Annotated in this window: 11 protein-coding genes and 1 tRNA gene; 3 read left to right on the top strand and 9 right to left on the bottom strand. The window is 47.1% G+C overall.

Going from position 1 to position 23,020, the window contains the following annotated elements:
• The first annotated feature begins 128 nt into the window (after positions 1-128).
• A tRNA-Arg gene (locus tag CES79_RS04870) sits at positions 129-200 on the top strand.
• A gap of 65 nt (positions 201-265) precedes the next feature.
• On the opposite strand, the gene CES79_RS04865 is transcribed toward CES79_RS04870, so the two are convergent.
• The gene (locus CES79_RS04865; protein ID WP_089136489.1) at positions 266-982 is read right to left on the bottom strand and encodes a sulfite exporter TauE/SafE family protein; all 717 of its coding nucleotides are present in this window, start codon (positions 980-982) and stop codon (positions 266-268) included.
• 276 nt (positions 983-1,258) lie between these two features.
• On the opposite strand from CES79_RS04865, the gene CES79_RS04860 reads away from it, so the two are divergent.
• Positions 1,259-1,852 carry an ATP-dependent Clp protease proteolytic subunit gene (locus tag CES79_RS04860; protein WP_054654139.1) on the top strand — a complete coding sequence of 198 codons (594 nt, stop codon included), beginning with the start codon at positions 1,259-1,261 and terminating at the stop codon, positions 1,850-1,852.
• Between the two features lie 50 nt (positions 1,853-1,902).
• On the opposite strand, the gene whiA is transcribed toward CES79_RS04860, so the two are convergent.
• From whiA to CES79_RS04835, 5 genes are all read right to left on the bottom strand, one after another.
• Positions 1,903-2,841, bottom strand: a complete 939-nt coding sequence (gene whiA / locus CES79_RS04855) for a DNA-binding protein WhiA (RefSeq protein WP_089136488.1) — start codon at positions 2,839-2,841, stop codon at positions 1,903-1,905.
• Between the two features lie 5 nt (positions 2,842-2,846).
• The gene (mgfK, locus tag CES79_RS04850; protein WP_054654140.1) at positions 2,847-3,857 is read right to left on the bottom strand and encodes a gluconeogenesis morphogenetic factor MgfK; all 1,011 of its coding nucleotides are present in this window, start codon (positions 3,855-3,857) and stop codon (positions 2,847-2,849) included.
• Between the two features lie 2 nt (positions 3,858-3,859).
• Positions 3,860-4,738 carry an RNase adapter RapZ gene (gene rapZ / locus CES79_RS04845; RefSeq protein WP_089136487.1) on the bottom strand — a complete coding sequence of 293 codons (879 nt, stop codon included), beginning with the start codon at positions 4,736-4,738 and terminating at the stop codon, positions 3,860-3,862.
• 150 nt (positions 4,739-4,888) lie between these two features.
• Positions 4,889-5,425, bottom strand: coding sequence for an HdeD family acid-resistance protein (locus CES79_RS04840; RefSeq protein WP_054654141.1), 537 nt, complete (start codon positions 5,423-5,425; stop codon positions 4,889-4,891).
• 85 nt (positions 5,426-5,510) lie between these two features.
• Positions 5,511-6,329, bottom strand: a complete 819-nt coding sequence (locus CES79_RS04835; protein ID WP_159459459.1) for a LysR family transcriptional regulator — start codon at positions 6,327-6,329, stop codon at positions 5,511-5,513.
• Positions 6,330-6,475: 146 nt separating this feature from the next.
• On the opposite strand from CES79_RS04835, the gene CES79_RS04830 reads away from it, so the two are divergent.
• A complete protein-coding gene (locus CES79_RS04830; RefSeq protein ID WP_089136563.1) occupies positions 6,476-7,447 on the top strand; it encodes a YeiH family protein in 972 nt (323 codons plus the stop codon).
• Positions 7,448-7,508: 61 nt separating this feature from the next.
• On the opposite strand, the gene CES79_RS04825 is transcribed toward CES79_RS04830, so the two are convergent.
• Genes CES79_RS04825 through CES79_RS04815 form a run of 3 tightly spaced genes read right to left on the bottom strand, consistent with a single transcriptional unit; the run spans position 7,509 to position 22,562 of the window.
• Positions 7,509-19,874: a KxYKxGKxW signal peptide domain-containing protein gene (locus tag CES79_RS04825; protein ID WP_089136485.1), complete on the bottom strand. Its 12,366-nt coding sequence runs from the start codon at positions 19,872-19,874 to the stop codon at positions 7,509-7,511.
• Between the two features lie 28 nt (positions 19,875-19,902).
• Positions 19,903-20,610 (bottom strand): glycosyl transferase, encoded by a 708-nt coding sequence (locus tag CES79_RS04820; protein ID WP_089136484.1) that lies wholly within the window; start codon positions 20,608-20,610, stop codon positions 19,903-19,905.
• Entirely contained in the window at positions 20,607-22,562 is a 1,956-nt protein-coding gene (locus tag CES79_RS04815) for a glycosyltransferase (RefSeq protein ID WP_089136483.1), read from the bottom strand. The genes CES79_RS04820 and CES79_RS04815 overlap by 4 nt, the downstream gene beginning before the upstream one ends.
• Positions 22,563-23,020: the final 458 nt, after the last annotated feature.

The raw sequence follows: 23,020 nt of genomic DNA, 5'->3' as shown, positions 1-23,020 counted from the left end.
GCCTAGTTAAATGCAAACAACTTACCAAGTTTCTAATATCACATCAATGCTATCGCAATTATTGGATTTCCCCTTGAATTTATATACAAATTCAGGTATAGTATTCTAGTGTTGTAAAGCAGATATATGCGCCCGTAGTGTAATGGATCGCACGTAAGATTCCGGTTCTTGAAATGAGGGTTCGATTCCCCCCGGGCGCATCAGTAAAATCACGGCTTTCAAAAAAGCAGGTTACCAATTTGGTAGCCTGCTTTTTTTGCATCATCTAAAAGAACAAATAATAAAGTCCTGCTAACCCAATAAACCGGTAGATCCAAGGCTTGATCGTCGCTAAATCCCACCGGCTGGATAAACGGGAAGCTACCATTGTACCAATTACCCCCGCCAGCATGCCGGCTAAGATATAGGGCACCAGCCGGGCAACTAAAATGCCACTGACCACTCGAATACTCGTGATATAGAGCCCATCGAACAAGAAGAAACCTTGGACGTTAGCAAGGTATTCCGGCATTGATTTGGACAGCGACAGAAAATAAAGCGCCATTAACGGCCCGCCGATGCCAAACAACCCGCTGAAGAACCCTGAAATGATCATGAAAAGAATGGCAACATACCAAGGATAATGGCGGCTATCCGCGTTTTTAGAAACCAAGAAGTAGATACAAAGCGCGATGAGCAGCACCCCTAACATCAACCGCAAAACGTGCGTATCTAATACCTTACCTAGCTGAACAGACCAGGTTGCCACTGCCGCATACACGACCAGCGCCGGCAGCACCCGTTTAATTTTAAAATCATGCCGGTAATGCAGTGCTAACGCAATTTCACTGGGCAACATGATGATCCCGCCGATGCCGGCAGCTTGCGTCATCGGTAAAATCGACGGAAAAAAGATCATCATAATAATCACGGCACCAAAACCCGTCATTCCTTGAATTAAGCCAGCCATTAAAGCTGGCAAAATAATCAGTAACCACGTCATAAACTCGTCCCCTGTCAAACAGCTAATTTAATTTCTAGTATGCTAATCTATTCAGGCAGTGTCAAATCAAGTCGCATAATAGGAAAACAATTGATAAGAGCGTTCAAACGGTCGATTTACTCAAAATATGTTATTCTAAACGTGGGCATTGCGCCAAACAAGCTGACTTTCATAAACGAAGTGATTTTGTTTGACCTTTTTTGACCTTTAGGTTAAACTACCAAATAGTTAGTCAAATGACTAATACAATATAGATCATAAGGAGGCTGCAAGACTATGAACTTAGTCCCTACGGTTATTGAACAATCTTCCCGCGGCGAACGTGCTTATGATATTTACTCTCGCCTGTTAAAGGACAGAATTATCATGCTTTCCGGTCCAATTGAAGACGACATGGCCAACGCCATCATCGCCCAGCTCTTGTTCTTGGATGCGCAAGATTCTACGAAAGATATTTACTTATACATCAACTCTCCAGGTGGTGTCATTACTTCTGGTATGGCGATTTATGATACCATGAACTTCATCCAGTCTGATGTTCAAACCATCGTTACTGGTATGGCGGCATCAATGGCTAGTGTGCTGGCATCTTCTGGTACCAAGGGCAAGCGTTTTGCATTGCCACACTCACAAGTCTTGATTCACCAACCATCTGGTGGTGCTCAAGGTCAACAAACTGAAATCGAAATTGCGGCCGAAGAAATCTTGAAGGCTCGTAAGATGATCAGCAAGATCTTAGCCGATAACTCTGGTCAACCAATTGACCGGGTCAACGCTGATACTGAACGTGACCATTACTTAACGGCTCAAGAAGCGGTTGATTATGGTTTGATCGATTCAATTATGACCAGCACAAAAGATCGTAAATAATTTTTAAAAGTATATCAAAAAAGGCGAATTCCCAGGAATTCGCCTTTTTTCTATACTACTTTAGCGGTTTTCAAACTATCCGCGTAGTCGCTGATCTTGCGAAGCCGATGATTGATGCCAGATTTTGAAATGGCACCACTGGGCAGCATGGCCCCCAGTTCTTTCAAGCTGACCTCACTATTCGCCATCCGAATCTCAGCCACTTCCCGCAGTTTAGGCGGCAGTTGGTCTAAGCCTACCGTTGATTGAATAAACTTAATGTTTTCGATCTGTTTGGTCGATGCGTTAGCCACTTTATCCATGTTGGCATTTTCGCAGTTAACTAGCCGGTTCACTGAATTACGCATATCACGCATGATACGCACATCTTCAAATTTAAGCATGGCACTCGAAGCCCCAATTAAGGAGAGAAAATCAGCGATCCGCTCGCCCTCTTTAATGTAGGTAATGAAGCCGCCACGCCGAGCCGTCGTCCGGGCATTCAGATCATAATGATTGATCATGTCCGCAATCATCTGATTATGGTCTTCATAAACGGAATAGATCTCCAGATGATAACGCGATGTTTCCGGATTATTAACTGATCCACCAGCCAAAAAGGCGCCTCTTAAATACGACCGAACCTGACCATCGCTTTTTAACAGTTCAGGCGACACTTTTTCAGTTAGCTGACCGTCCTTAAAAATTCCTAGGTCAGCTAGAACTTTATCAGTGCCTTCGTTTACCCGGACAATGTACAGGTTGTTTTTCTTGAGCTTCATTTTACGCCGGACCATTAACTCACTTTCCACATCATAAAACTGCTTCAAGAGTTGGTAAATCCGTCGTGAAATGGCCGGATTCTCGGTTTGAATGTTAAGCACAAAGTGATGATTAGAGATTGCAATCGACCCGTTCATCCGGATCAAAGCAATCAATTCAGCCTTGGCATTGTCACGGTGAACAACGAGTGTCGTCAGTTCTTTTTTGACTTCACTGGCATATGACATTGGCACTACCTCCCTTCAGCAGACCTCGATGTGACCTGCCCCAACAGGTTCATCAGTTCGTTAACCACCAGCTCGCCGTTATGAAAGGCCCCGTTATCCCGCAGTTCCAGGAAATCGGCAGAAATCACCCGACAACCCTGTTCACGCAGCCCATGGAAATCATGGACGACTTGGCGGGACATCTCGTTCCAGCGTTGGTAATCAATGTATTCATCCGGTACCTTTTGGGTGTTGACCAGTACCGTATTGATGACCTGCTGTTTTAAATGCTGGTTCAAAACGCGTACGTGGTCGGCATCCGTGAACTTTTCGGTTTCACCCTTTTGAGTCATGATATTGCAAATATAAACCACTTCAGCCTGCGTCTTACGGAGTGCGTCACCAACGTTACCGATCATTAGATTAGGCAGAATACTGGTAAATAAGCTCCCCGGTCCCAGCACGATCTGATCCGCATCCATAATGGCGTCGATCACTTCATCCACGGCCTTGGGGGCAACGTCTTTGTGGGCACTGGAAGTCACCCACACGTGCTTGATCAGCTTGTGCGCAGCCGTGATTTCTGATTCGCCAGTCAATGTGGAACCATCAGAAAATTCGGCATTGAGCTCCAACGGTTCGTTGGCAGCCGGGTAAATGTGGCCATCGACCTGCATAATATCTGAAAGTTCCTGAACCGCGTCAAAGATGCCATGCTTCATTTCAGACAAGGCGGCGATCACTAGGTTACCTAGCGCATGGCCGGCAAAGAATTGGTCCTTACTGTCAAACCGGTATTGAAACAGCTGCAGTATCAAAGGTGATAATTGCGACAGTGACACCACGACGTTACGAATATCTCCAGGTGGCACGACGTTTACATAATTGCGAATAATTCCAGATGAGCCACCATCGTCTGCCACGGTTACCACGGCAGTGATGTCTACATCTTGTTCCTTAAGATTGCGCAAGATGACTGGTAAGCCTGTTCCCCCACCAATCACCACGATCTTAGGTCGATGCCGTTCTTCCATCATAGTTAATTTGATTCCTTTCGCTTTGAAATATCACGGTGGGTAATGTGCACGGGGTAATCTTCTCCCAGCGCATTGCCGATCCGCTCAGCCAAGGCTACTGACCGGTGCTGTCCACCGGTGCAGCCAATGGCAATGGTTAAATTATTCTTACCTTCCCGTTTATACCCGGGCAAGGTTGATTTTAATAAGCCTAAAAATTGCTGATAAAACGATTCCGTTTCCGGCTGTTTCATTACGTAATCATAAACCGGCTGATCGACGCCAGTTAAATTTTTAAGTTCTGGCAGATAGTAAGGATTGGGTAAGAACCGCACATCCATCACGATGTCTGCGTCAATTGGCAAGCCGTATTTAAACCCAAACGACATCAATTCAATGTGAAATTTCTCAATGTCGCCGGCTTCGAAGTTATGGAAAATTTCTTCCCGCAACTTACGCGGTGATAATTGCGTCGTATTAATGACTAACTGGGCCGCTTGCTTCAGGGGTGCCAATAGTTTCCGTTCCGCTTTAATACCATCCACTACGCGGCCATTTCGGGCCAGTGGATGGGAGCGCCGAGTCTCCTTGTAGCGTGAAACCAGTGTCTCATCATCTGCGTCTAAGAAGACGATTTGAGCTGAATCAGACCGATTTAGATTTGAAATATCATCCGTCATTTGAAACGTTTCGTCGTAGAAAGCTTTCGTCCGCAAATCGATCACAACGGCAACTTTTTTGATTTTGCCGGTTTCTTGAACCAGCTCCCAGAACTTGCTCATTAATGACGACGGCATATTATCGATACAAAAATAGCCGAGGTCTTCAAAGGCCTGCATGGCAACTGTTTTACCAGCACCGCTCATTCCAGAAATAATGACTAATTGTACATCATCGTTCATCGCTCTATCTCCAATCAATACAATCATTTAAACATTCTAACACACCAGGCGTTTCATTACTAATTTTAACCGGGTGTTTTGCAAAAAAATAACTGCCAATCATTAAAGTTTCACTGGCAGTTCTTTATTATTACTATATTTAACCGTTGATTATCGGCGTGCAAAAGCGAGCATGATCGCATTGATGCCAAAAACGATCAGGTAAAACCCAATTAACCACGTCATCGACATGATGGCAATCACGGGGTTGATCAGCAGCATGATGCCAATCAGCAATGACAAAATGTCTAAAATCAGCGAGGCAATAAAGTAGCCCGAACCAAAGTCACGCAGGTGTCCCACCACCATTAACCGTTCAACCGCGTCAATCAAGAACCAGAAGGCCACTAGGTACCCCAGCACCACAATGCCGCTGCTAGGCTTAACGATGAAGAAAACCCCGATCAATAAATCGATCACGGCAAACACCAAAGCTGCATTAGCCCAGTTACCGACAAACTCACGCAACTTGCTAACACCAGATAACGTCGTCAGTCCACTGAGAATCGCTAAAAGACCAAAAATCACTGCCATCGCTGTTAGACTAACTCGCGGTATCCCAACGACGACGTAAGCCGCAATCAGGCTTAAAACACCCGTAATCAATTCGTGCCAATCAAATCCCCATTTCGGTCGCATACTAAACATCGATCTCACTCCTTACCCTGTATATTCAATGATATAAGTTAATCATAGCGATTGTGGCGACTAAGGGCAACCCATTAGACGCCAGTTATTGCTTCATGACCCGGCTCAGTACCACCCTTAAACTAGCTAACTGAGCGTTGGGCTGTTGATCCAGACCAATTAGATAAAAATGCCGATGATACTGTTCCCCAATTGACTGGCGGATAACCTTTTTGGGCAAGATGCCTTCAGACATCAGCGTTTTTCCAATTCCGTGAGTCAGCAGACCAATAATACTCTGGTTGCTGTCAACGACTAGCGTTTGCTGCGGTACGATACCTTGTTCATGCAAGTAGGCTTCTGTATAGTGGCGCACACCGGAACCCGGCTCACGTAACAGCCACAGTTTTTCATTTGGATGGCCAGCTAGAACCAGCTGGTCTCCTGGAAGCTCCGTTTGCAAGATGTAATCGGCCACGATCGGTTTTTCAATGATGCCATACGCAACGCGCCGATCAACGACGGCCTGCAGAATGCTTTCAGAGTTCATCGTTTGAATTTTAAATTGGAAGCGAGCATCCGCTAACAGTGATTGCATCACCCGCGGCAATAATTCAACCGAAGTGGTTTGTGAGAAACCCAACGTCACTTTGATTTTCGGCTGCTTGACTGATTGTTTGAGCTGCTCAACGCCCTGTTCCCAGGTTCGCCGCAGTTGTTCAGCAGTGCTATACAGCCGAACTGCCGCCGGTGTGGGCTGTACTTGCCGGTGGCCGCTGCGATCAAACAGACTGATACCCAGCTGTTTTTCCAACTGATTGATCTGCACCGAAACACTGGGTTGAGAAATAAAGAGCTGTTTAGCCGCTAACGAAAAATTACGGGTCTCATAGACGGCCATAAAGGTGATCAAGAGTTTATTCACGGTGGTTCTCCTCTTCATTAAGATTCTTAATAGAACCTATTAATTTTTAATATTTTATTAATGATACCAATTTCTGTATACTTCAACAAGTACATAGAAAGGACGCGATATGAGTGAAACCTGAACGGGCAGTTTTGCCAGGACTTATGCTTAGCTTCATCATTGCCATTATTAGTCAATTGATCAATTCCTACTTAATCAAGGGAATCGGTGCTCCCACCGTCGCCTTATTAATCGGTATTCTGCTTGGTAATACCGTTATCCGCCAGCCCATGTGGCAGAGTGGGACCGCTTGGTCAGAAAAACGGCTGTTGGAATACTCCGTACTTTTGCTGGGGGCCACCATCACCTTCCAGACGATTCGTGAATTGCATTTAACAGGGATCATCTTCATCTTATTGCAGATGACCATTACCATTTGCGGTGCTCTGCTATTAGGAAAACGGCTGCATTTTTCAGAGGGCATGACGTTACTGATGGCTGGTGGCAATGCCGTCTGCGGGTCTTCAGCAATTGCGGCAATTACCCCCGCCATTGAAGCCAAGGACGAAGATAAACGACTCGCGGTCACCCTGGTGAACCTTTCGGGGACGATTCTCATGCTGACGCTGCCAGTGATTAGTTTATTGGCCTTTCACCATAATAATTTTCTACGAGGTGCGCTCATTGGCGGTACCGTCCAGTCAGTGGGCCAAGTCATTGCCAGTGCCACCATGGTCAACGACCCCACCACGACTTACGCCACGCTGTTTAAAATTTTACGAATCATCATGCTGGTTGCGGTGGTCGTCATTTTTAGCCGGATCCACCAGCACAACCAGTCAGCTAAGGGGGTCGAAACCAGCGTGCAAAATAGCTGGCGACGGGCACTGCCCTGGTACGTGATTGGCTTTGTGGTGTTATGTGCGCTCAATTCTTGGTTCCACTTTGACCCCGCAATTTCTGGATTCGCTCACGGGCTATCTAGCTGGTGTGAAGTGACCGCCTTAGCCGCTATTGGACTGCGGCTAAACTTTGCGGCCTTCATTAAAGCAGGTAAGAAGCTGGCTTTATACGGCGGTGGCCTGATGATTATCCAAGTTGCCAGTGCGTTGATTTTAATTACCGTTTTACTTTAATTTTTACACTACAAAGCGCGCAGAATTTACGAATTCTGCGCGCTTTTATTAACGACAACGATTACTTATCGTCTTGTTTCCGTTTCTTACGACCTACCAATCCAAGTATCGTCAACAGGCTTGCAAGACTTAGGCCAATTGCGGCACCCGTCTTGTCATTATCGTCACTGGTTTGTGGCAACTTGTTACCTGCGATATTTGCTGGACCAGAAAGCGTGACACCATTTTGATTCTGATCTACTGAACCCTCGTGGCCAGTAATGGCTGCTTCTTTGTTAGCTGGGCTATTACCCTCGAAGTTAGCTGGGCCATTGCCCTCGAAATGATTGCCACCGTTTGGCGTACCAACATTTGAAAGCCGAGTTGGGTTTGGCGTTGCTGTACTATGTGGACCAGCAGCTGAGCTCTTATTACCTGCTGAGCTGTTCTTATTTGACGCACCGTCCGAAAGTCGAGTTGGGTTTTGAGCTGCTATGCTATGCGGTCCAACAGGTCCAACAGCTGAACGCTTACTACCCGCTGAACTGCTCCCATTTGAAGCACCACCAGATGTTGAGGTGCTGCCTGCAGAACTCTCACTGAGGTTGGTACTGCTGGTATCGACTGCACCAATTCCACTTTCACTTGCACTAGAAGACGCCTTGACTGAAGCTTCATAAGCACTGTTGATGGCGCCTAACGAACTGGCGATGCTGCCATTTTTAATTGCCACACTAGCAGCACTGGAAGCAATGCTGGAAGCATAACTGGCAGCATTGGAATTACCGGCACTGGCTGCGGATGAGGCATCTGATGCAGCAGAACTGGCCACACTAGCAGCACTTGATGCAGTTGAGGCAGCGGAACTGGCTAAACTAGCAACTGATGAAGCATTAGAAGTATCTAACGTACCGCTCCCAGCAATCGAAGCTCCTGTTGAGCCCACCGATGCAGCAGAACTGGCAACACTTGCTGAACTTTCAGCCGCACTGGCATCGTCAATCATGTGCTGCGTGTCAGCGGCACTGACCACGCTATTTAAGCTAGTCATAGCCGTTGAAGCAGCTGATGAAGCTATTGAAGCAGCCAACGAAGCACTGGCGACAACCGATGCAGCAGAACTAAATCCAGCTGAATCCGATCCTGCCAGGCTACTCAATTTAGTAGCTTCACTCGAAGCCGAAGTGGCTAAGCTGCTGGCCAAAATAGCATTGTCAGAAGCTACCGTTGCGAAACTACCAGCGGCACTGGCCAGGCTGCTTAAGACTGCATCACTGCCGTAGTCGTTAGCTAAGCTCGAAACTCCACTGGCCAAAGAACTGGCACCCGTGACTTGACTAGAAGCATTGATGGCATCATCACTTGCATGTTGAACCATAGCTGCGTTCTTTAAGCTATCAGCCTGGCTCTTCAGGCTCGCGATTGCACTGGATGCGGAAGCTAAGCTCGTATTGGCATTACTGAATGCAGATGAAGCAGTTGATGCCGCACTACTATTGCTGTTAGCAACGGCACTACTGTAAGCCGTTGAAGCGGCTGAAGCTGCCGATGCCGCGCTGGAAGCAGCGGTGGATTCGGTTGTAGCCGATCCGTTAACGTTGGCCAAACTAGCATTTTGACCAGTTAATGTGCCATCACTTGGATAGCTCTTGGCCAAACTATTCGTAATAATTGAGTCACTAGTGATCACACTCAAGTCATTCTTGATGTGAGCACTCGTAGCGATGTTGCCTAAACTGTTCAAAGCACTCGAAGCTTTCGAGGCTGCAGAAGCAGCGCTGGAAGCTTGAGATGCAGCCGAACTGGCCGTGCTGGCGGCAATGCTAGCAGCATTGGAGTTATCAGCATTGACAGCAACACTGGCAGTGGAAGCAGCACTTGAAGCAAGACTGGCAGCACTTGAAGCATCTTTCGTTGCAGAGCTAACATCGCTAGTCAAACTATTTGCCGTGCTGGCAGCGATACTCAAATCAACATCGCTTGGGTAATCACTAGCCTCACTCTTGATCAAGCTAGCAACACTGCCCGCATTGGTTGAATCAACCGCTGCCGAACTAGCAGCAGAACTGGCAGCCGTTGAATTGTTTGCGGCAGCACTGCTGTTGTCGTTCATGTTGGTGTTGGCGGCTGAGGTGCTCAAATCGTTCAACGATTTAATGGCATCCCCTGCAGCCGTTGAGGCAGAACTAGCTGCCGATGAAGCGTCCTTAGCAACCACGCTAGCGACACTAGCGGCACTACTGTCACCGGTTCTGGCAGCAGAACTAGCAACTGAAGCTGCACTGGAAGCCTTGGTTGCAGCATCACTGGCAGCTTTTGCAGCACTAGATGCAGTCGAGGCTAAATCTATAGCAGAAGTACCCAAAGCTGAATCACCTGAATACTGGTTAGCCATACTTACAATACTGTTGGCGATTGAACCAGCATTAGAAACAGCTTGGCTGGCTGATGCAGCACTACCGGCAGCTGTCGAAGCAGCACTGGAAGCGTTACTTGCATCATCGATCATATGCTGTGTATTAGCGGCATTGACTACGCTATTTAAGCTATTCATGGCTGTTGAAGCAGCAGCTGACGCTAATGCGACAGCTACTGAAGCACTAGAAACAGCCGTGGAAGCAGCACTGAGTCCAGCTGGATCCGTTCCTGTCAGACCGCTCATCATATCCGAAGCTATCTTAGCTTGGTCACTAGCTGCACTGGCTTGATTAGTAGCTATCGATGCAAAATTGCTAGCAGCACTAGAAAGACTAGCTAATGAAGAATCACCGCTGTAATCCTTAGCTAAGGACGAAACAGTTGCCGATTGAGCACTGGCGTTGCCCACATTAGTTTTAGCGGAAGTTGCACTGGAAGCAGCATCAGCAACATCGTCACCCGCGTGTTGAATCATCGCTGAATTCTTTAAACTATTAGCTTGGTTCTTCAAATCAGTAATTGCACTGGCGGCAGAAGCTAAACTCTTATTGGCATTACTGAATGCTGTTGAAGCAGTTGATACCGCAGCACTATCACCGTTAGCAACGGCACTACTGTAAGCCGTTGAAGCAGTTGAAGCGACCGATACCGCGGTTGAGGCAGCGGTTGATTGGCCCGTAGCCGAACCGTTAATAGTTGCTAAACTAGTGTTTTGACCACTTAATGTGGCATCACTTGGATAATCCTTGGCCAAACTATTCGTAACTGCTGAGTCACTCGCAATCACACTCATGTCATTCTTAATGTGAGCACTCGCAGCAACGTTGCCTAAACTGTTCAAAGCATTCGAAGCAGTCGAGGCTGCGGACGCTGCACTGGAAGCTATGGTTGCAGCAGAACTAGCAGTTGAAGCGGCAGTGCTGGCGGCACTGGAGTTACCGGCACTGGCTGCAGAACTGGCAATTGCAGCAGCACTGGAAGCAACACTGGAAGCGGAATTGGCAACGCTCGCTGCAGAACTGGCATCACTAGCCAAACTGCCGGCCGTATTGGCTGCGCTACTCAAAGTGGTATCACTTGGATAATCACTAGCCGCACTCTTAATCGAGTTAGCAACACTTTCAGCATTGATTGAGTCAGCCTTTGCCGAACTAGCAGCGGAACTGGCAGCCGTTGAATTGCTTGCGGCGGCACTGCTGTTGTCGTTCATGTTGATGTTGGCAACTGAAGTGCTCAAACTATTCAACGTTGAGTTGGCCGAGCTGGCAATCGAACTGGCAGAGTTGGCAGCCGTTGAAGCGTCCTTAGCGCTCACACTAGCGGCACTAGCAGCATTACTATTACCAGCACTGGCAGCGGAACTAGCAACTGAAGCTGCGCTAGAAGCAGTACTTGCAGCCTCACTGGCAGCTTTTGCGGCACTGGATGCACTCGAAGCTAAGCCTATAGCGGTTGAAGCGACCCCACTCAACGCTGAATCACCCGAATACTGACTGGCCATACTTGAAATACTGTTGGCAATTGAACCAGTATTAGAAACGGCTTGACTGGTTAATGCAGCACTCCCGGCAGCTGTCGAAGCAGCGCTGGCAGCATTACTTGCGTCATCGATCATATGCTGCGTGTTAGCGGCACTGACTACGCTATTCAGACTATTCATGGCCATTGCAACAGCTACTGAGGCTGACGAAGCAGCTATCGAAGCGTTACATGCAGCCGTAGAAGCAGAACTGAATCCAGCTGGATCCGTTTTTACTAAACCACTCATACTACCAGCTTCACCTAAAGCCGAAGCGGCTAAACTGCTGGCAACAATGGCATTATCAGAAGCCACTTTCGCGAAACTACCAGCGGCACTGGCTAGACTGCTTAAGCCTGAGTAGTCCTTGGCTAAGTCCGAAACCCCACTGGCCAAAGAACCGGCACCCGTAATCTGGGCAGAAGCCGCTGAAGCACTAGCGCTGGCACCGGTGGCCTCGTCACTCGCGTGTTGAATCATGGCTGAGTTCTTTAAGCTATCAGCTTGGTTCTTCAAATCAGTAATTGTACTAGATGCAGTACTGAGCGCCGTTGAAGCGGTCGATGCCGCACTACTGTCACTGTTGGCAATGGCATTGCTGTAAGCCACCGCTGCGCTAGAAGCAGCGGTAGATTGGGTCGTAGCCGATTCATTAACTTTTGCTAAACTAGTATTTTGACTAACTAATGAAGAATCGCCTGGGTAACCCGTGGCCAAACTATTCGTAACCACCGAGTCACTCGCTATTGCACTTAAGTCATTCTTGATGTGAGCACTATTAGCGACACCAATCAGACTGTTTAAAATATTTGAAGCAGTGGACAGCGCACTGGCAGCTGTACTTGCAGCTGAGTTAGCTATGCTGGCGGCATTGCCAGCACCACTGTAATCACCGGCACTGGCGGCAGAACTGGCAGCCGTAGCGGCACTTGCAGCAACACTTGAAGCAGTATTGGCAACATCCACTGCAGAACTAACACCACTGGCCAAGCTGCTGGCTGTATTGGCGGCAGTACTCAAATCGCTGAACGGTTTTGTGACATTGCTGGCAACCGTAGAAGCACCGCTAGCAACTACACTCGCAGAACTAGTGGCGCTACTCTCACCGGCACTGGCACCGGAACTAGCGACGGTCGCTGCGCTGGAAGCGTTACTTGCAGCATCACTGGCTGTATGCGCAGCACTTGAGGCATTCGAGGCTAAATCTTTAGCGGTTGAAGTGGCGTTGCTCAATGCTGCATCACTTGGATACTGACTAGCCATGCTTGCAATACTATTAGCGACTGAACTAGCATCAGAAGCAATTTTGCCAATTGCTGCAGCACTATCGGCGGCTGTTGAAGCATCTTTGGCTGCGTTGCTTGCATCATCATTAATGTGCGCCTTAGTGGCATCACTCAAAATACTACTGATCTTGGCACCCTCGTTCGCCGCAGTTTCAGAAGCCACTTTGGCTGCACTAGCTGCCGTGGAAGCGGCAGTTGAAGCTGAGCTTGCGGATGCACTTTCACCCGATTTTGCAAATTCACTGGCTGCGCTGGCCGCACTAGAGGCAGCGGTTGAGGCTGATGTCGCTGTTGTTGTAGCAGTGTTAATTGCCGCACTGACACTATCGATTGCAGTCTTCGCACTGCTTAATGAAGCATCGCTTGGATAGTTCGCGGCCATGCTAGCAATTGACGTTATAGCGGTACTTGCAGCGCCTGACTGGTTTGCTACCGATGCGGAAGCTTCACTGGCTGTCCTAGCATTCGTGGCAGCAGACGAGGCATCATCATTAATGTGCGCCGTTGTAGCATTACTTAAAATGCCGCTGATCTTGGCACCTTCATTTGCAGCAATTGTGGAAGCCGACTGCGCTGCACTAGCTGCCGTGGAAGCAGCAACCGATGCAGAGCTTGCCGACGCGCTATTGCCAGATTTCGCAAAGTCACTAGCTGCTTGGGCCGCACTGGATGCAACTGATGAGGCTGATGAAGCGATTGTCGCAGCGGTGTTAATTGCCGCACTGACACTATCGATGCCAGTCTTGGCAACGGATAATAAAGTATCACTTGGATAATTTGCTGCCATGCTGGAGATGGTCGTCGTAGCGGTGCTTGCAGCACCTGACTGTGTTGCTACCGATGCAGAAACATCACTAGCTACTCCGGCATTTGTAGTGGCAGCCGAGGCGTCGTCATTAACATGCGCTGTTGTGGCACTATTTAAAATGTCATTGATCTTGGCACCCTCACTCGCAGCGGTTTCGGAAGCTGTCTTGGCGGCACTAGCTGCCGTAGAAGCAACTACTGATGCAGAACTTGCCAACGCACTTGCGCCCGATTTCGCAAAGTCACTAGCTGCTTTAGCCGCACTGGATGCGGCTGTTGAGGCTGATGAAGCCGTTGTGGCGGCGGTACTTATTGCCGCACTCACACTATTAATCGAGGTTACTGCATCACCTAATGAACCATCACTTGGATAGTTCGCTGCCATGCTGGTAATTGACGTTGCTGCGTTGCTTGCAGCGCCTGATTGCGTTGCTACCGATGCGGAGGCATCTTTGGCTACACCGGCATTCACAGTGGCAGCCGAGGCATCATCATTAATGTGTGCTGAAGTGGCACCACTTAAAATACCATTGATCTTGGCACCCTCGTTTGCAGCAATTGTGGAAGCCGATTTAGCTGCACTAGCTGCCGTGGAAGCAGCTACTGATGCGGAACTGGCCGACGCGCTGTTGCCCGATTGCGCAAATTCATTTGCCGCGCTGGCTGCACTGGATGCAGCAGTTGAAGCCGATGTCGCGGTCGTTGTAGCGGTATTAATTGCCGCACTGACACTATCAATTGCGCTCTTCTCACTGGCTAATGAACCATCACTTGGATAGTTCGCTGCCATGCTGGTGATTAACGTTGAAGCGGTACTTGTAGCCCCTGACTGAATTGCTACTGATGCGGAGGCATTACTGGTTACCCCGGCGTTCACAGTAGCAGCTGAAGCGTCATCATTGACGTGTGCCATTGTGGCACCACTTAAAATGTCATTGATCTTGGCACCCTCACTCGCAGCGGTTGTGGAAGCCACCTTGGCTGCACTAGCTTCTGTTGAAGCAACAGCTGATGCAGAACTTGCGGACGCGCTATTGCCTGATTTTGCAAATTCACTGGCTGCGCTGGCCGCATTCGAAGCAGCGGTTGAGGCTGACTTTGCTGACGTTGCGGCGGTGTTAATTGCCGCACTGACACTATTGATTGAAGTCTGCGCGTCAGTTAATGAACCATCACTTGGATAGTTAGCAGCCATGCTAGTGATTGACGATGCGGCATTACTTGCAGCACCTGATTGAATTGCTACTGATGCGGAGGCATCATTGGCAACCCCGGAATTCACAGCGGCAGCCGAAACATCATCATTGACGTGTGCCGTCGTGGCGCCACTTAAGATACCGCTGATCTTGGCACCCTCATTCGAAGCGATTGCGGAAGCCGTCTTGGCGTTGTTCGCTGCCGTGGAAGCAACTACTGATGCGGAACTTGCCGACGCGCTGTTACCCGCTTGTGCAAATTCACTGGCTGCGCTGGCCGCACTGGAGGCGGCTGATGAAGCCGATGCAGCTGACGTTGCGGCGGTGTTGATTGCCGCGCTGACACTGTTGATTGCGGTCTTTGCACCAGCCAATGAACCATCGTTTGGATAGTTAGCTACCATGCTGGCAATTGAATTAGCAGCTGTAGAAGCAGTATCGGATACCCCAGCTACTGCTCCTGATGCTGTATTTGCGACCCCAGCATTTATAGTGGCAGCCGAAGCATCAGCATTAATGTGCGCTGTTGTGACACCACTTAAAATGTCATTGATCTTGGCGCCTTCACTCGCAGCGGTCGTGGAAGCTGTCTTGGCATCACTAGCTGCCGTGGAGGCAACAGCTGAAGCAGAGCTTGCCGACGCACTATTGCCCACTTGCGCAAATTCACTGGCTGCCTTGGCCGCACTAGATGCAACTGATGAGGCCGATGCAGCTGACGTTGCAGCGGTGTTGATTGCCACATTGACACTGTCAATTGCGGTCTTCGCACTGATTAATGAACCATCACTTGGATAGCTCGCTATCATGCTGGCAATTGAACCAGCAGCTGTAGAAGCAGCATTGGATTCCCCAGCTACTGCTCCAGACGCGGTACTTGCGACCCCAGCATTCACCGCAGCCGCCGAAGCATCATTTCTTGCATGTGCACTGTTAGCATTGGCAAGCTCATTAGCGAGTTTCCCTGCTTCTGTGGAAGCAATGTTTGATTGCTCGTTCGCACTGTTTAATTGAACTGATGCAGAAGTTAATGCAGAACTGACTGCGGAACTATTATTATTAGTTGCTGCTGTCGACGCATTATTTGCAAATGTCTTGGCTGATTGAGCAGCGGATGCGGCAGCTGTTGAAGCAGCCTGAATAGCAGCACTAATACTATTGATTGCTGTTGATGCTGAAATAAGATCAGCATCATTTGAATAATCATTTAATAGGTTAGTAACGGAAGATACAGCAGTGCTAGCAGCGGTCGAATTAGTCGTTTGGTTTGCCGCTGTTGAAGCTGATGCAGCTGTTGATGCAGCTGCACTGGCATCTTGACCCATGTGCCAATTATTTACTTGGCTTTCAGTGCTCGAAGCCGCCGTTGACTGATCAGTGGCAGTCTTTGCAGCATTCGCAGCTGAAGCTAAAGTGCTCGTAGTCACTGAATTAACAATGCTGCTTGCTGTGGTTAAATCACCATTGGCAAGTGCTGAGCTCAATGCTGTTGAAGCCGTTTGAATAGCCGTAACAGCCGAATTAGCGGTAGTAACAGCCCCACTAGCAGCCGTTTGATTAGCAGCTAAACTTGTATTGTTGTCTGTTATACCAGTTGATGCAGCTGCTGATGAATAATCACTAATGGCATTCGAAACGCTTTGAGATGCTGTCGTAATCGCATCGCTGGCCCCGGTAGCCGTTGCAACATCCGTTTGTGCTGAAGCAAGTGCGCTATTTAAGGCATTCGTGTAAGTTAGGCCAGTGAACGCGTTAGAATCACTCGCAATTGCGGAGCTACCAGCGGTCACATCGCTATTAGCATTAAATGCTGACGAACCTGTATTAAAGTTCTGCACTAAATCGCTCACAGCTGAATAACTGCCATCAGAAATCGCGGTACTCATACTGTTGACCGCATTAGACATCCCGTTATAAGCAGCACTGGCCGCAGTTGAAACTGCACCAATACTATCTAGATTAGTCTTAGCGTTATTGAGTAGCGCTGCAACTGAGACATCCGATTTATTAGTCTCGGCTGATGTTGATAAAGCATTATAGTTGTTCAATGCATTCTGATAATCAGTTGAAACAGCTGTCGAAGCTGCTGACAAATTATTCAGCGTTGAAGTTGCGGATGCTACAGAAGTTGCTACGCCTACTTGATCAGCAAGTGTGGCAGCTTGTCCGCTCAAGGTTGCGGCAACACCTGAAACGTCTTTCAATTTACCAGCCGCGGTTGCCAAACTAGTAAGTAAATCTGACATACCTGATGCGTTATTGGCTGTATCAGCGGTCTTAATTGCATCAGAAAGCGTAGTTACTTCGTTGTAAGCGGTGTTTGCGTCTGTGTTTGCAGCCTGTAAACTATTAACAGCTGTTGATAAGTTGTTCATAAGTGATGCTAAACTGGTACCACTAGTCAGATAACCATTAGTAGTTGCCTGAGCACTTGTGAGTAAATCGGCACCTGCCTTAGCAGTGTTATCAACTGCCGATGATGTTGGTGTTGCCGATGCTAGCGTTGAGTTAGCGACGGAAACGGCATTGTCAATGGTGATTCGGTTTGAAGCACTTGTAAGATTATTATTTGCCGTCGTCGTTGCTGTACTTGCAGCCGTTGATGCTGTATTAGCAGCTGTTAAAGCACTATTAATAGGCGTCTGTGCATCATTGTATGTTGCAGCAGTTCCGTACGAACCAGCGTTAATATCATTTTCAAGTGAATTATAAATGTTATTTAGATTGGTACTTTGTGTCTGAACAGCTGTCAATGAGGCATTTAAGGCAGCTAATGTATCTGTAACGGTCCCGTTAGCCGTGCTTAATTGAGTATCAGACCCACCATAACTTGTTACGCCACCACTAATTCCATTCAAGCCGGCATTTACTGACTGAATTGCGTTACTTAAACTAGCAATCGTAGTATTAACATTTGTGACTGCAGTCTTAGCTGATAGATCAGCTTGAAGTGCTGCGTTAACAACTGCAGCAGAAGCCGAAGCTGCGGCATATTTGGTGTAGGTATCACTCATCGTCCCAGCAAGAGAGTCGAATGAACCAGCACTTGTTAAAGCACCGATAAACGCTGAGGCCATACTTCCTAAGTTTTGAGTAACACCTGCAGCTATTTGGGTATTAACTGCACCGCTTGCAGCTTGCCCAGAAGTTACCAAAGTACCCGCAGCATTGCTTGCGGCATTCATAGAATTAACCAAACTGTTCAGTAAAGCTGACCCTGTGGCATTAAAATTAGCATTTGAAGTGTAATTATTAGAAGTGATCTGGTTAGCTTGCGCCGTGAACTTAGTATTAGCGCCACTCATACTTGCAGAAAGTGATGGGAAGTTTATTACACCACTTATGGAAGTAGTGGAATTTTTAAATCCAGCAACGCCAATACCATAACTGGTCCCTGATCCTGCTGAAGCGTAATATTGAACCATTTTAGTTGTTGCTGAACTCATATCAGTTAGTGCAGCTAGTGCAGCTCCAAGATCTTTGCTACCTTGCGCTGTACTTACACCCGTTGATGCCTCAGTGTAAGCTTTTCCCATCGAAACAGTGTCAGTGTTAACAGCAGCCATAATGCTATTTAATTTAGTAAGAGCACTAGATACAGTGGCTAAACTAGCCCCGCCAGTGGCCGCCAAACTAGTAGATATCACGGGTAACGCTGCGCTTAACGCAGGCCATATTGTCATAGATCTTTCATATCCAGCTAATGCGTTTGAATACGATGACGCTCGTGTTGAAATCGTTGCCGAAGCTCCTGCATATGCTTGAGAAGCGATAGAACTCATACTGCTTGCTGCGGTACTTGCAGCTGTAGTCGCTAAATTTAAACTATTAAGAATAGGTAGCAATAGATCAGTCGCACTTAAAATAAGTGTTCCGTTAACAATACCTGACAGCTGACTTGTAACGGAGGCAGCAATACTCGATTGAGCACTGGCAGTCGACTCTTGATTAATTAAATCAGTTGTATTTGTCGAATCTATAAGCCCTGAATACTGTGAAGCATAGCTAATAATTAAACTACCTTGGGCAGTAGCATCAGCCAAACTTGCAGTATTTTTTGAAGCAACTGAAACCAACAGGCTACCAATTAAGCTAGTATTGGCAGAGATAGTTGCCATATCACTGAACGTTTGTGATGTAATTGAGGAAACATTATTATAGATTGTATTTAGTACACTAGAAGCACTAGCAATGGAATTAGCATTTGAAAGACTAGCAACACTGGTAACTAGACTACTCAAAGACGTACTTTGCGCAGGCAAATTAGAAAGGACACCAGAAGCATCAGTATAAGCAGTATAAATAACATTAGAAGCATTCAACAATACAGCTGAATAATCACCATATCCATTCGCCCTAGCAGCTTGCATAGCAGCAACTCCAATAAGTTGAGCATTGTTCAAGGCTGTGCTTGTCGATGTAGCCGCTGAAATACTTGCCTGTGTAGACGCAATTGAGCCACTAAGCGCCGCAACTGAAGGATTCACAATAGCTGTTGACCCCGCCTTAACCGGTGGCGTCCTCAAAACAACTGACTCTTTCCCAGCAGAAGCAGCACCGCTCGTGGAACCTGCACTAGTCAAACCAGCACTAGCATTTAACCCCGCACTAGCACTGCCCTGTTTATCAGGAACTGACGCACTACCAGCACTTGCGGAAACTGCCCCCGTGCTGCCACTCTTGGTAGATTGAACCGCTGTTGGTGCACCACTGTTAGCGCTAACATTTTGATTTTTATTTTCAGTCGAACTGGCCACAGTTATTCCTGCTGATTCCACAGCTTTAACGGCTGTCTTTTGGGCATCATCTGAAGCGAGTTCATTAGTTGCTTTATCAGTGACATCATCCGCAACTTTAACGGCGATACTGGCGTCATCAGAAGCCGCGCTTGAAGAAACGCTGCTTGGTGAGGCAACGCTGGTATCGGCAGCCATACTGTTGGTGGTTGCTGCCGTGGCACTTTGCTGAAGCGTGTACGTATTAGCCTGAAGCGACTGGCCCGCACTATCAGCCTTCGCCGTTGTATCCGGTGAATTATTCTTAGTCGTTGCAACTGTGTCAGCTTGTACGGTATTGCCATCATCAATCACGTAGGCACTGATCGTAGTGAAAAACAGCAAAATGGCAGAGTACATCCATCTCTTGCCAGCCTTAAACATCTTGTAATGACGCTTTTCCGTCACGTCATCTTGGTCCTTTAAATTTCTGAACCTACTGCTCATCTCTAACTCCCCCTTAGAAAAACTGCATTTAGCTCATGATGAGATCTGCATCATATTTTTTAACTTCATGACTTAAGAAATAGTCGAAAGCGGTCTGCTCACTGTCGAACCACCTGTGCTGACCATCGTAATTCATGATTTCAAAACTGGTCTGCACGATCGGCCACTCGTTGGGACCCTTACCATCCAAGTGTTGCCACATGAAAGATGATTGGGCGCCAACCTTACCTTCGCCATTGTAAAAGGTGATGTGCGAGAGGCCGCCAAACGTGGTGTAGTAGCGGGTAGCTGACCGAAAGCCACGCCAGTCCCAAATATCTGAAACCACGTTTTCTTCACGCCGGTCGAGATAGTTCAACATGGACACTTGACCTAACGGCTGTTCACCGTACAGGTCAATATCGATCATTGTTCGGCCATAGTCTACACCATCACGTTTCGCCCTCGCAAGTGCAAAATCAGTCCCTTCCAAATGGTACCTGGTTTTGTCGATTTCTGGATTATAACGGTAGTGAACGATTTTTTCAGGCATATCCACTGTCCCTAAAAACACGTCATACATATTCAGTAAATCGCCGCTATCTAACCCGTAATCTTTGAGGTGGGCATGTTGATTAGGAAAATAGCCCCGAACCACGATTTTAGCTGGATGACCGGCATCTTTTTCTTTTTTAACCGCTTCAGCAATTGTCGGGTCCAAGTTAGGATTATTCGATTTATCAACGTATAATTTCATAACTGCGCCTCCAATTGCTTCATTCGCTTAAAGTACTTAACGGACTTTGGCCCGCGCCAGGTAATTTCGTTAGCCCGTTGACCAAGCTGGAATTGGGTATCCATTTCACCCTTATAAGCCACCCCATAGCGTGGTAAGTCGAAATGCTGCCGATACAGTTCTGGCCATTGCTTATTGGCATCATTGATCAGCTGCTTCCAAGCATCCCAGACGTTTTCTTCATAGTAGCGTGAACTCAACTCATAGGCTTGATCAGAAAGGTCCTGCAGCGTTTTGTCACTGCTGAAGACTTCGTAGAAACGATCCGCCATTTCCTTAACGAACAAACTTTCCTCACCCTGTGGAGCCCAGCGAGTCAAGTAACCGTTCTTACCGTGAACCACCAAATCGTTAGGACCATAATTAACGTCCGTCGAAATGGCTGGCTCACCATTTGCCATGGCTTCCATCATGGAAATGTTGAAGCCTTCCATGATCGAAGCTAGGGCGTAAACTTGATGCTGGCGATGAATCCGGTACAGTTCATCCCGATCAGTAACGTAATTGTGTAATGTCACCACATCGGACTCGATTCGGCGAACCTTGGTAATATCATCGGTTGGCTGATCATGATCATCTAACATGGTCGGTTGCTTTAATTTAAATTCTTCAAATAACTTCAATAAATCACGATTGGTTTGATTATTATTGCTGCCGTCAAAGTAGCCATAAACGTCTAGGTGGGCGTTCAACCCCGGATGTTCGCGGTTCGCAATCATCAACGCCTCAGTTACCGCGTTGATTCGCTTATCCGGTGCTCGCCGGACGATCATCAAAACGGAGTGGGGATCTCGATCAGCCATTGGCACGCGATCTAAATCACGAATAGCCTGTGGCACAACGCCAACGGGAATCGTAAAGCCCTTAGCGGCTGATTTATACCGTTTATTGACATCTCTACGCTGCTTATTGGTGGCCGAAACCACGGCATTAAAGCGATTAATGTTCATTAAATCATACTCATAGTTATTGTTAGCATCGGTGGTCATCACGTCACGGGTATCAGACGCGTGCAGGTTATGCAGATGCAGAACCTTATAGGCTGGCTGCGCCATATTGATCATACCGTCGCTGGCCCCACTGCTCCGATCAGAGATGAAGACGTTGGGCGTCTTTTCACTAAAGAAATCATTGTTTAAATCATTTAAAAATTCCTTAGTCAATTCATCGAAGGAATCCAATACATACGTGAGCCCGTTTGGCTTGACCAAGCGGTAGCCAGTAATAATGGCTTCATCCTTGGGCGTCTCAAACTTGCCCGCTTTGAAGTCCTCACCGTTTAACTTGGCATTGGCTTTACGCTGTCCTTCAGCTTCAAAGAATTTCCGCTTTCGCAAGTTGATCTCACTTGGCCGCAATGGTTTTTTGCGTAAGAATTCTTCAATCACTGGACGCCCATCTAAGTCTAGATAAACGTTAGTATTCGGTGTCCCATCAGGATCAACGTACTGGGTTTTAGAAACAAATCCTCGGGTATCGTAAAAATCGACCTTATACAAATTACCGAAATGCTCGAACACTTCGGTAAAGGTGACAATATTATCATGCTTGGGGTCCGTATGAATCCGGCCCATAAATTTTTGCTTATCGTTATCTTCCCAAACTAAAGTCGTGTCCGGTTTATTTGTATCCGCTTCCAGAACTGCCGGCGTACGTCCGCCCCAGTCCACGTCTTCAGCGTGCACTGGGTGTTCTGGCACGTATTCTGTCTGGGCGTAATAATCAAATAGGTTGATCAGCTCAGCATCATTCACACCCCACGCTAAAATGTCCCGGTGCCCAGTTTGGGTATAGGTCCGCGTCACGATTTTAAACGAGACTTGATTTTTCCGAAATAGTAATCCGCGTTGTACTTGAGCATGTTCAATCCCTGAACCTTGCTCAGCAACCCGTTCATTAACAAAGAAATACATATGATGTCCCCCCACAAAGATGCTTTATTTCTCTGAGACACATTACCCTTTAATTCGGCTATCATAAATTAAGCTGTTAATCTCAATTACACATTGCTCATTTTGATTATACTAAAAGTAAACAAAAAAATCACTGTGTAACACTTCTATATCTAATTTTAGCTCACAGGCTTCTATTTCGATACTAGCCCGTTCAATATTTTTAGCTATAAATAATTATGAAAATCTATTCTCCTCTATAAGATTTAAACCGAACAGCCCTAATGTTTATAAAACCAACTATTAATCCGCAAAACACTTAAAGTTAGCCCAGTTCTCTTTGAATACACATAATAGTTTATCCATTTATTAAAATCAACTAAAATTAGTTAAAATTTAAAAAGTAATATCACTAGCCTCTTATACACATTATAGGCACAATAAAGGCCTCACTTCAATTTGTAATTGAAGTGAGGCCT

It is taken from the genome of Secundilactobacillus silagei JCM 19001, assembly GCF_002217945.1.
Taxonomy (GTDB): Bacteria; Bacillota; Bacilli; order Lactobacillales; family Lactobacillaceae; genus Secundilactobacillus; species Secundilactobacillus silagei.
Note: the sequence above shows the minus strand (reverse complement) of the source record. Positions and strands in the feature narration are given on the sequence as shown.

What these genes read in the sequence shown, in the direction of transcription:
- CES79_RS04865 (WP_089136489.1), bottom strand. Translation starts at nt 982, where the DNA reads ATGACGTGGTTACTGATTATTTTGCCAGCTTTAATGGCTGGCTTAATT.
- CES79_RS04860 (WP_054654139.1), top strand. Translation starts at nt 1,259, where the DNA reads ATGAACTTAGTCCCTACGGTTATTGAACAATCTTCCCGCGGCGAACGT.
- whiA (WP_089136488.1), bottom strand. Translation starts at nt 2,841, where the DNA reads ATGTCATATGCCAGTGAAGTCAAAAAAGAACTGACGACACTCGTTGTT.
- mgfK (WP_054654140.1), bottom strand. Translation starts at nt 3,857, where the DNA reads ATGATGGAAGAACGGCATCGACCTAAGATCGTGGTGATTGGTGGGGGA.
- rapZ (WP_089136487.1), bottom strand. Translation starts at nt 4,738, where the DNA reads ATGAACGATGATGTACAATTAGTCATTATTTCTGGAATGAGCGGTGCT.
- CES79_RS04840 (WP_054654141.1), bottom strand. Translation starts at nt 5,425, where the DNA reads ATGTTTAGTATGCGACCGAAATGGGGATTTGATTGGCACGAATTGATT.
- CES79_RS04830 (WP_089136563.1), top strand. Translation starts at nt 6,476, where the DNA reads ATGCTTAGCTTCATCATTGCCATTATTAGTCAATTGATCAATTCCTAC.
- CES79_RS04825 (WP_089136485.1), bottom strand. Translation starts at nt 19,874, where the DNA reads ATGAGCAGTAGGTTCAGAAATTTAAAGGACCAAGATGACGTGACGGAA.
- CES79_RS04820 (WP_089136484.1), bottom strand. Translation starts at nt 20,610, where the DNA reads ATGAAATTATACGTTGATAAATCGAATAATCCTAACTTGGACCCGACA.
- CES79_RS04815 (WP_089136483.1), bottom strand. Translation starts at nt 22,562, where the DNA reads ATGTATTTCTTTGTTAATGAACGGGTTGCTGAGCAAGGTTCAGGGATT.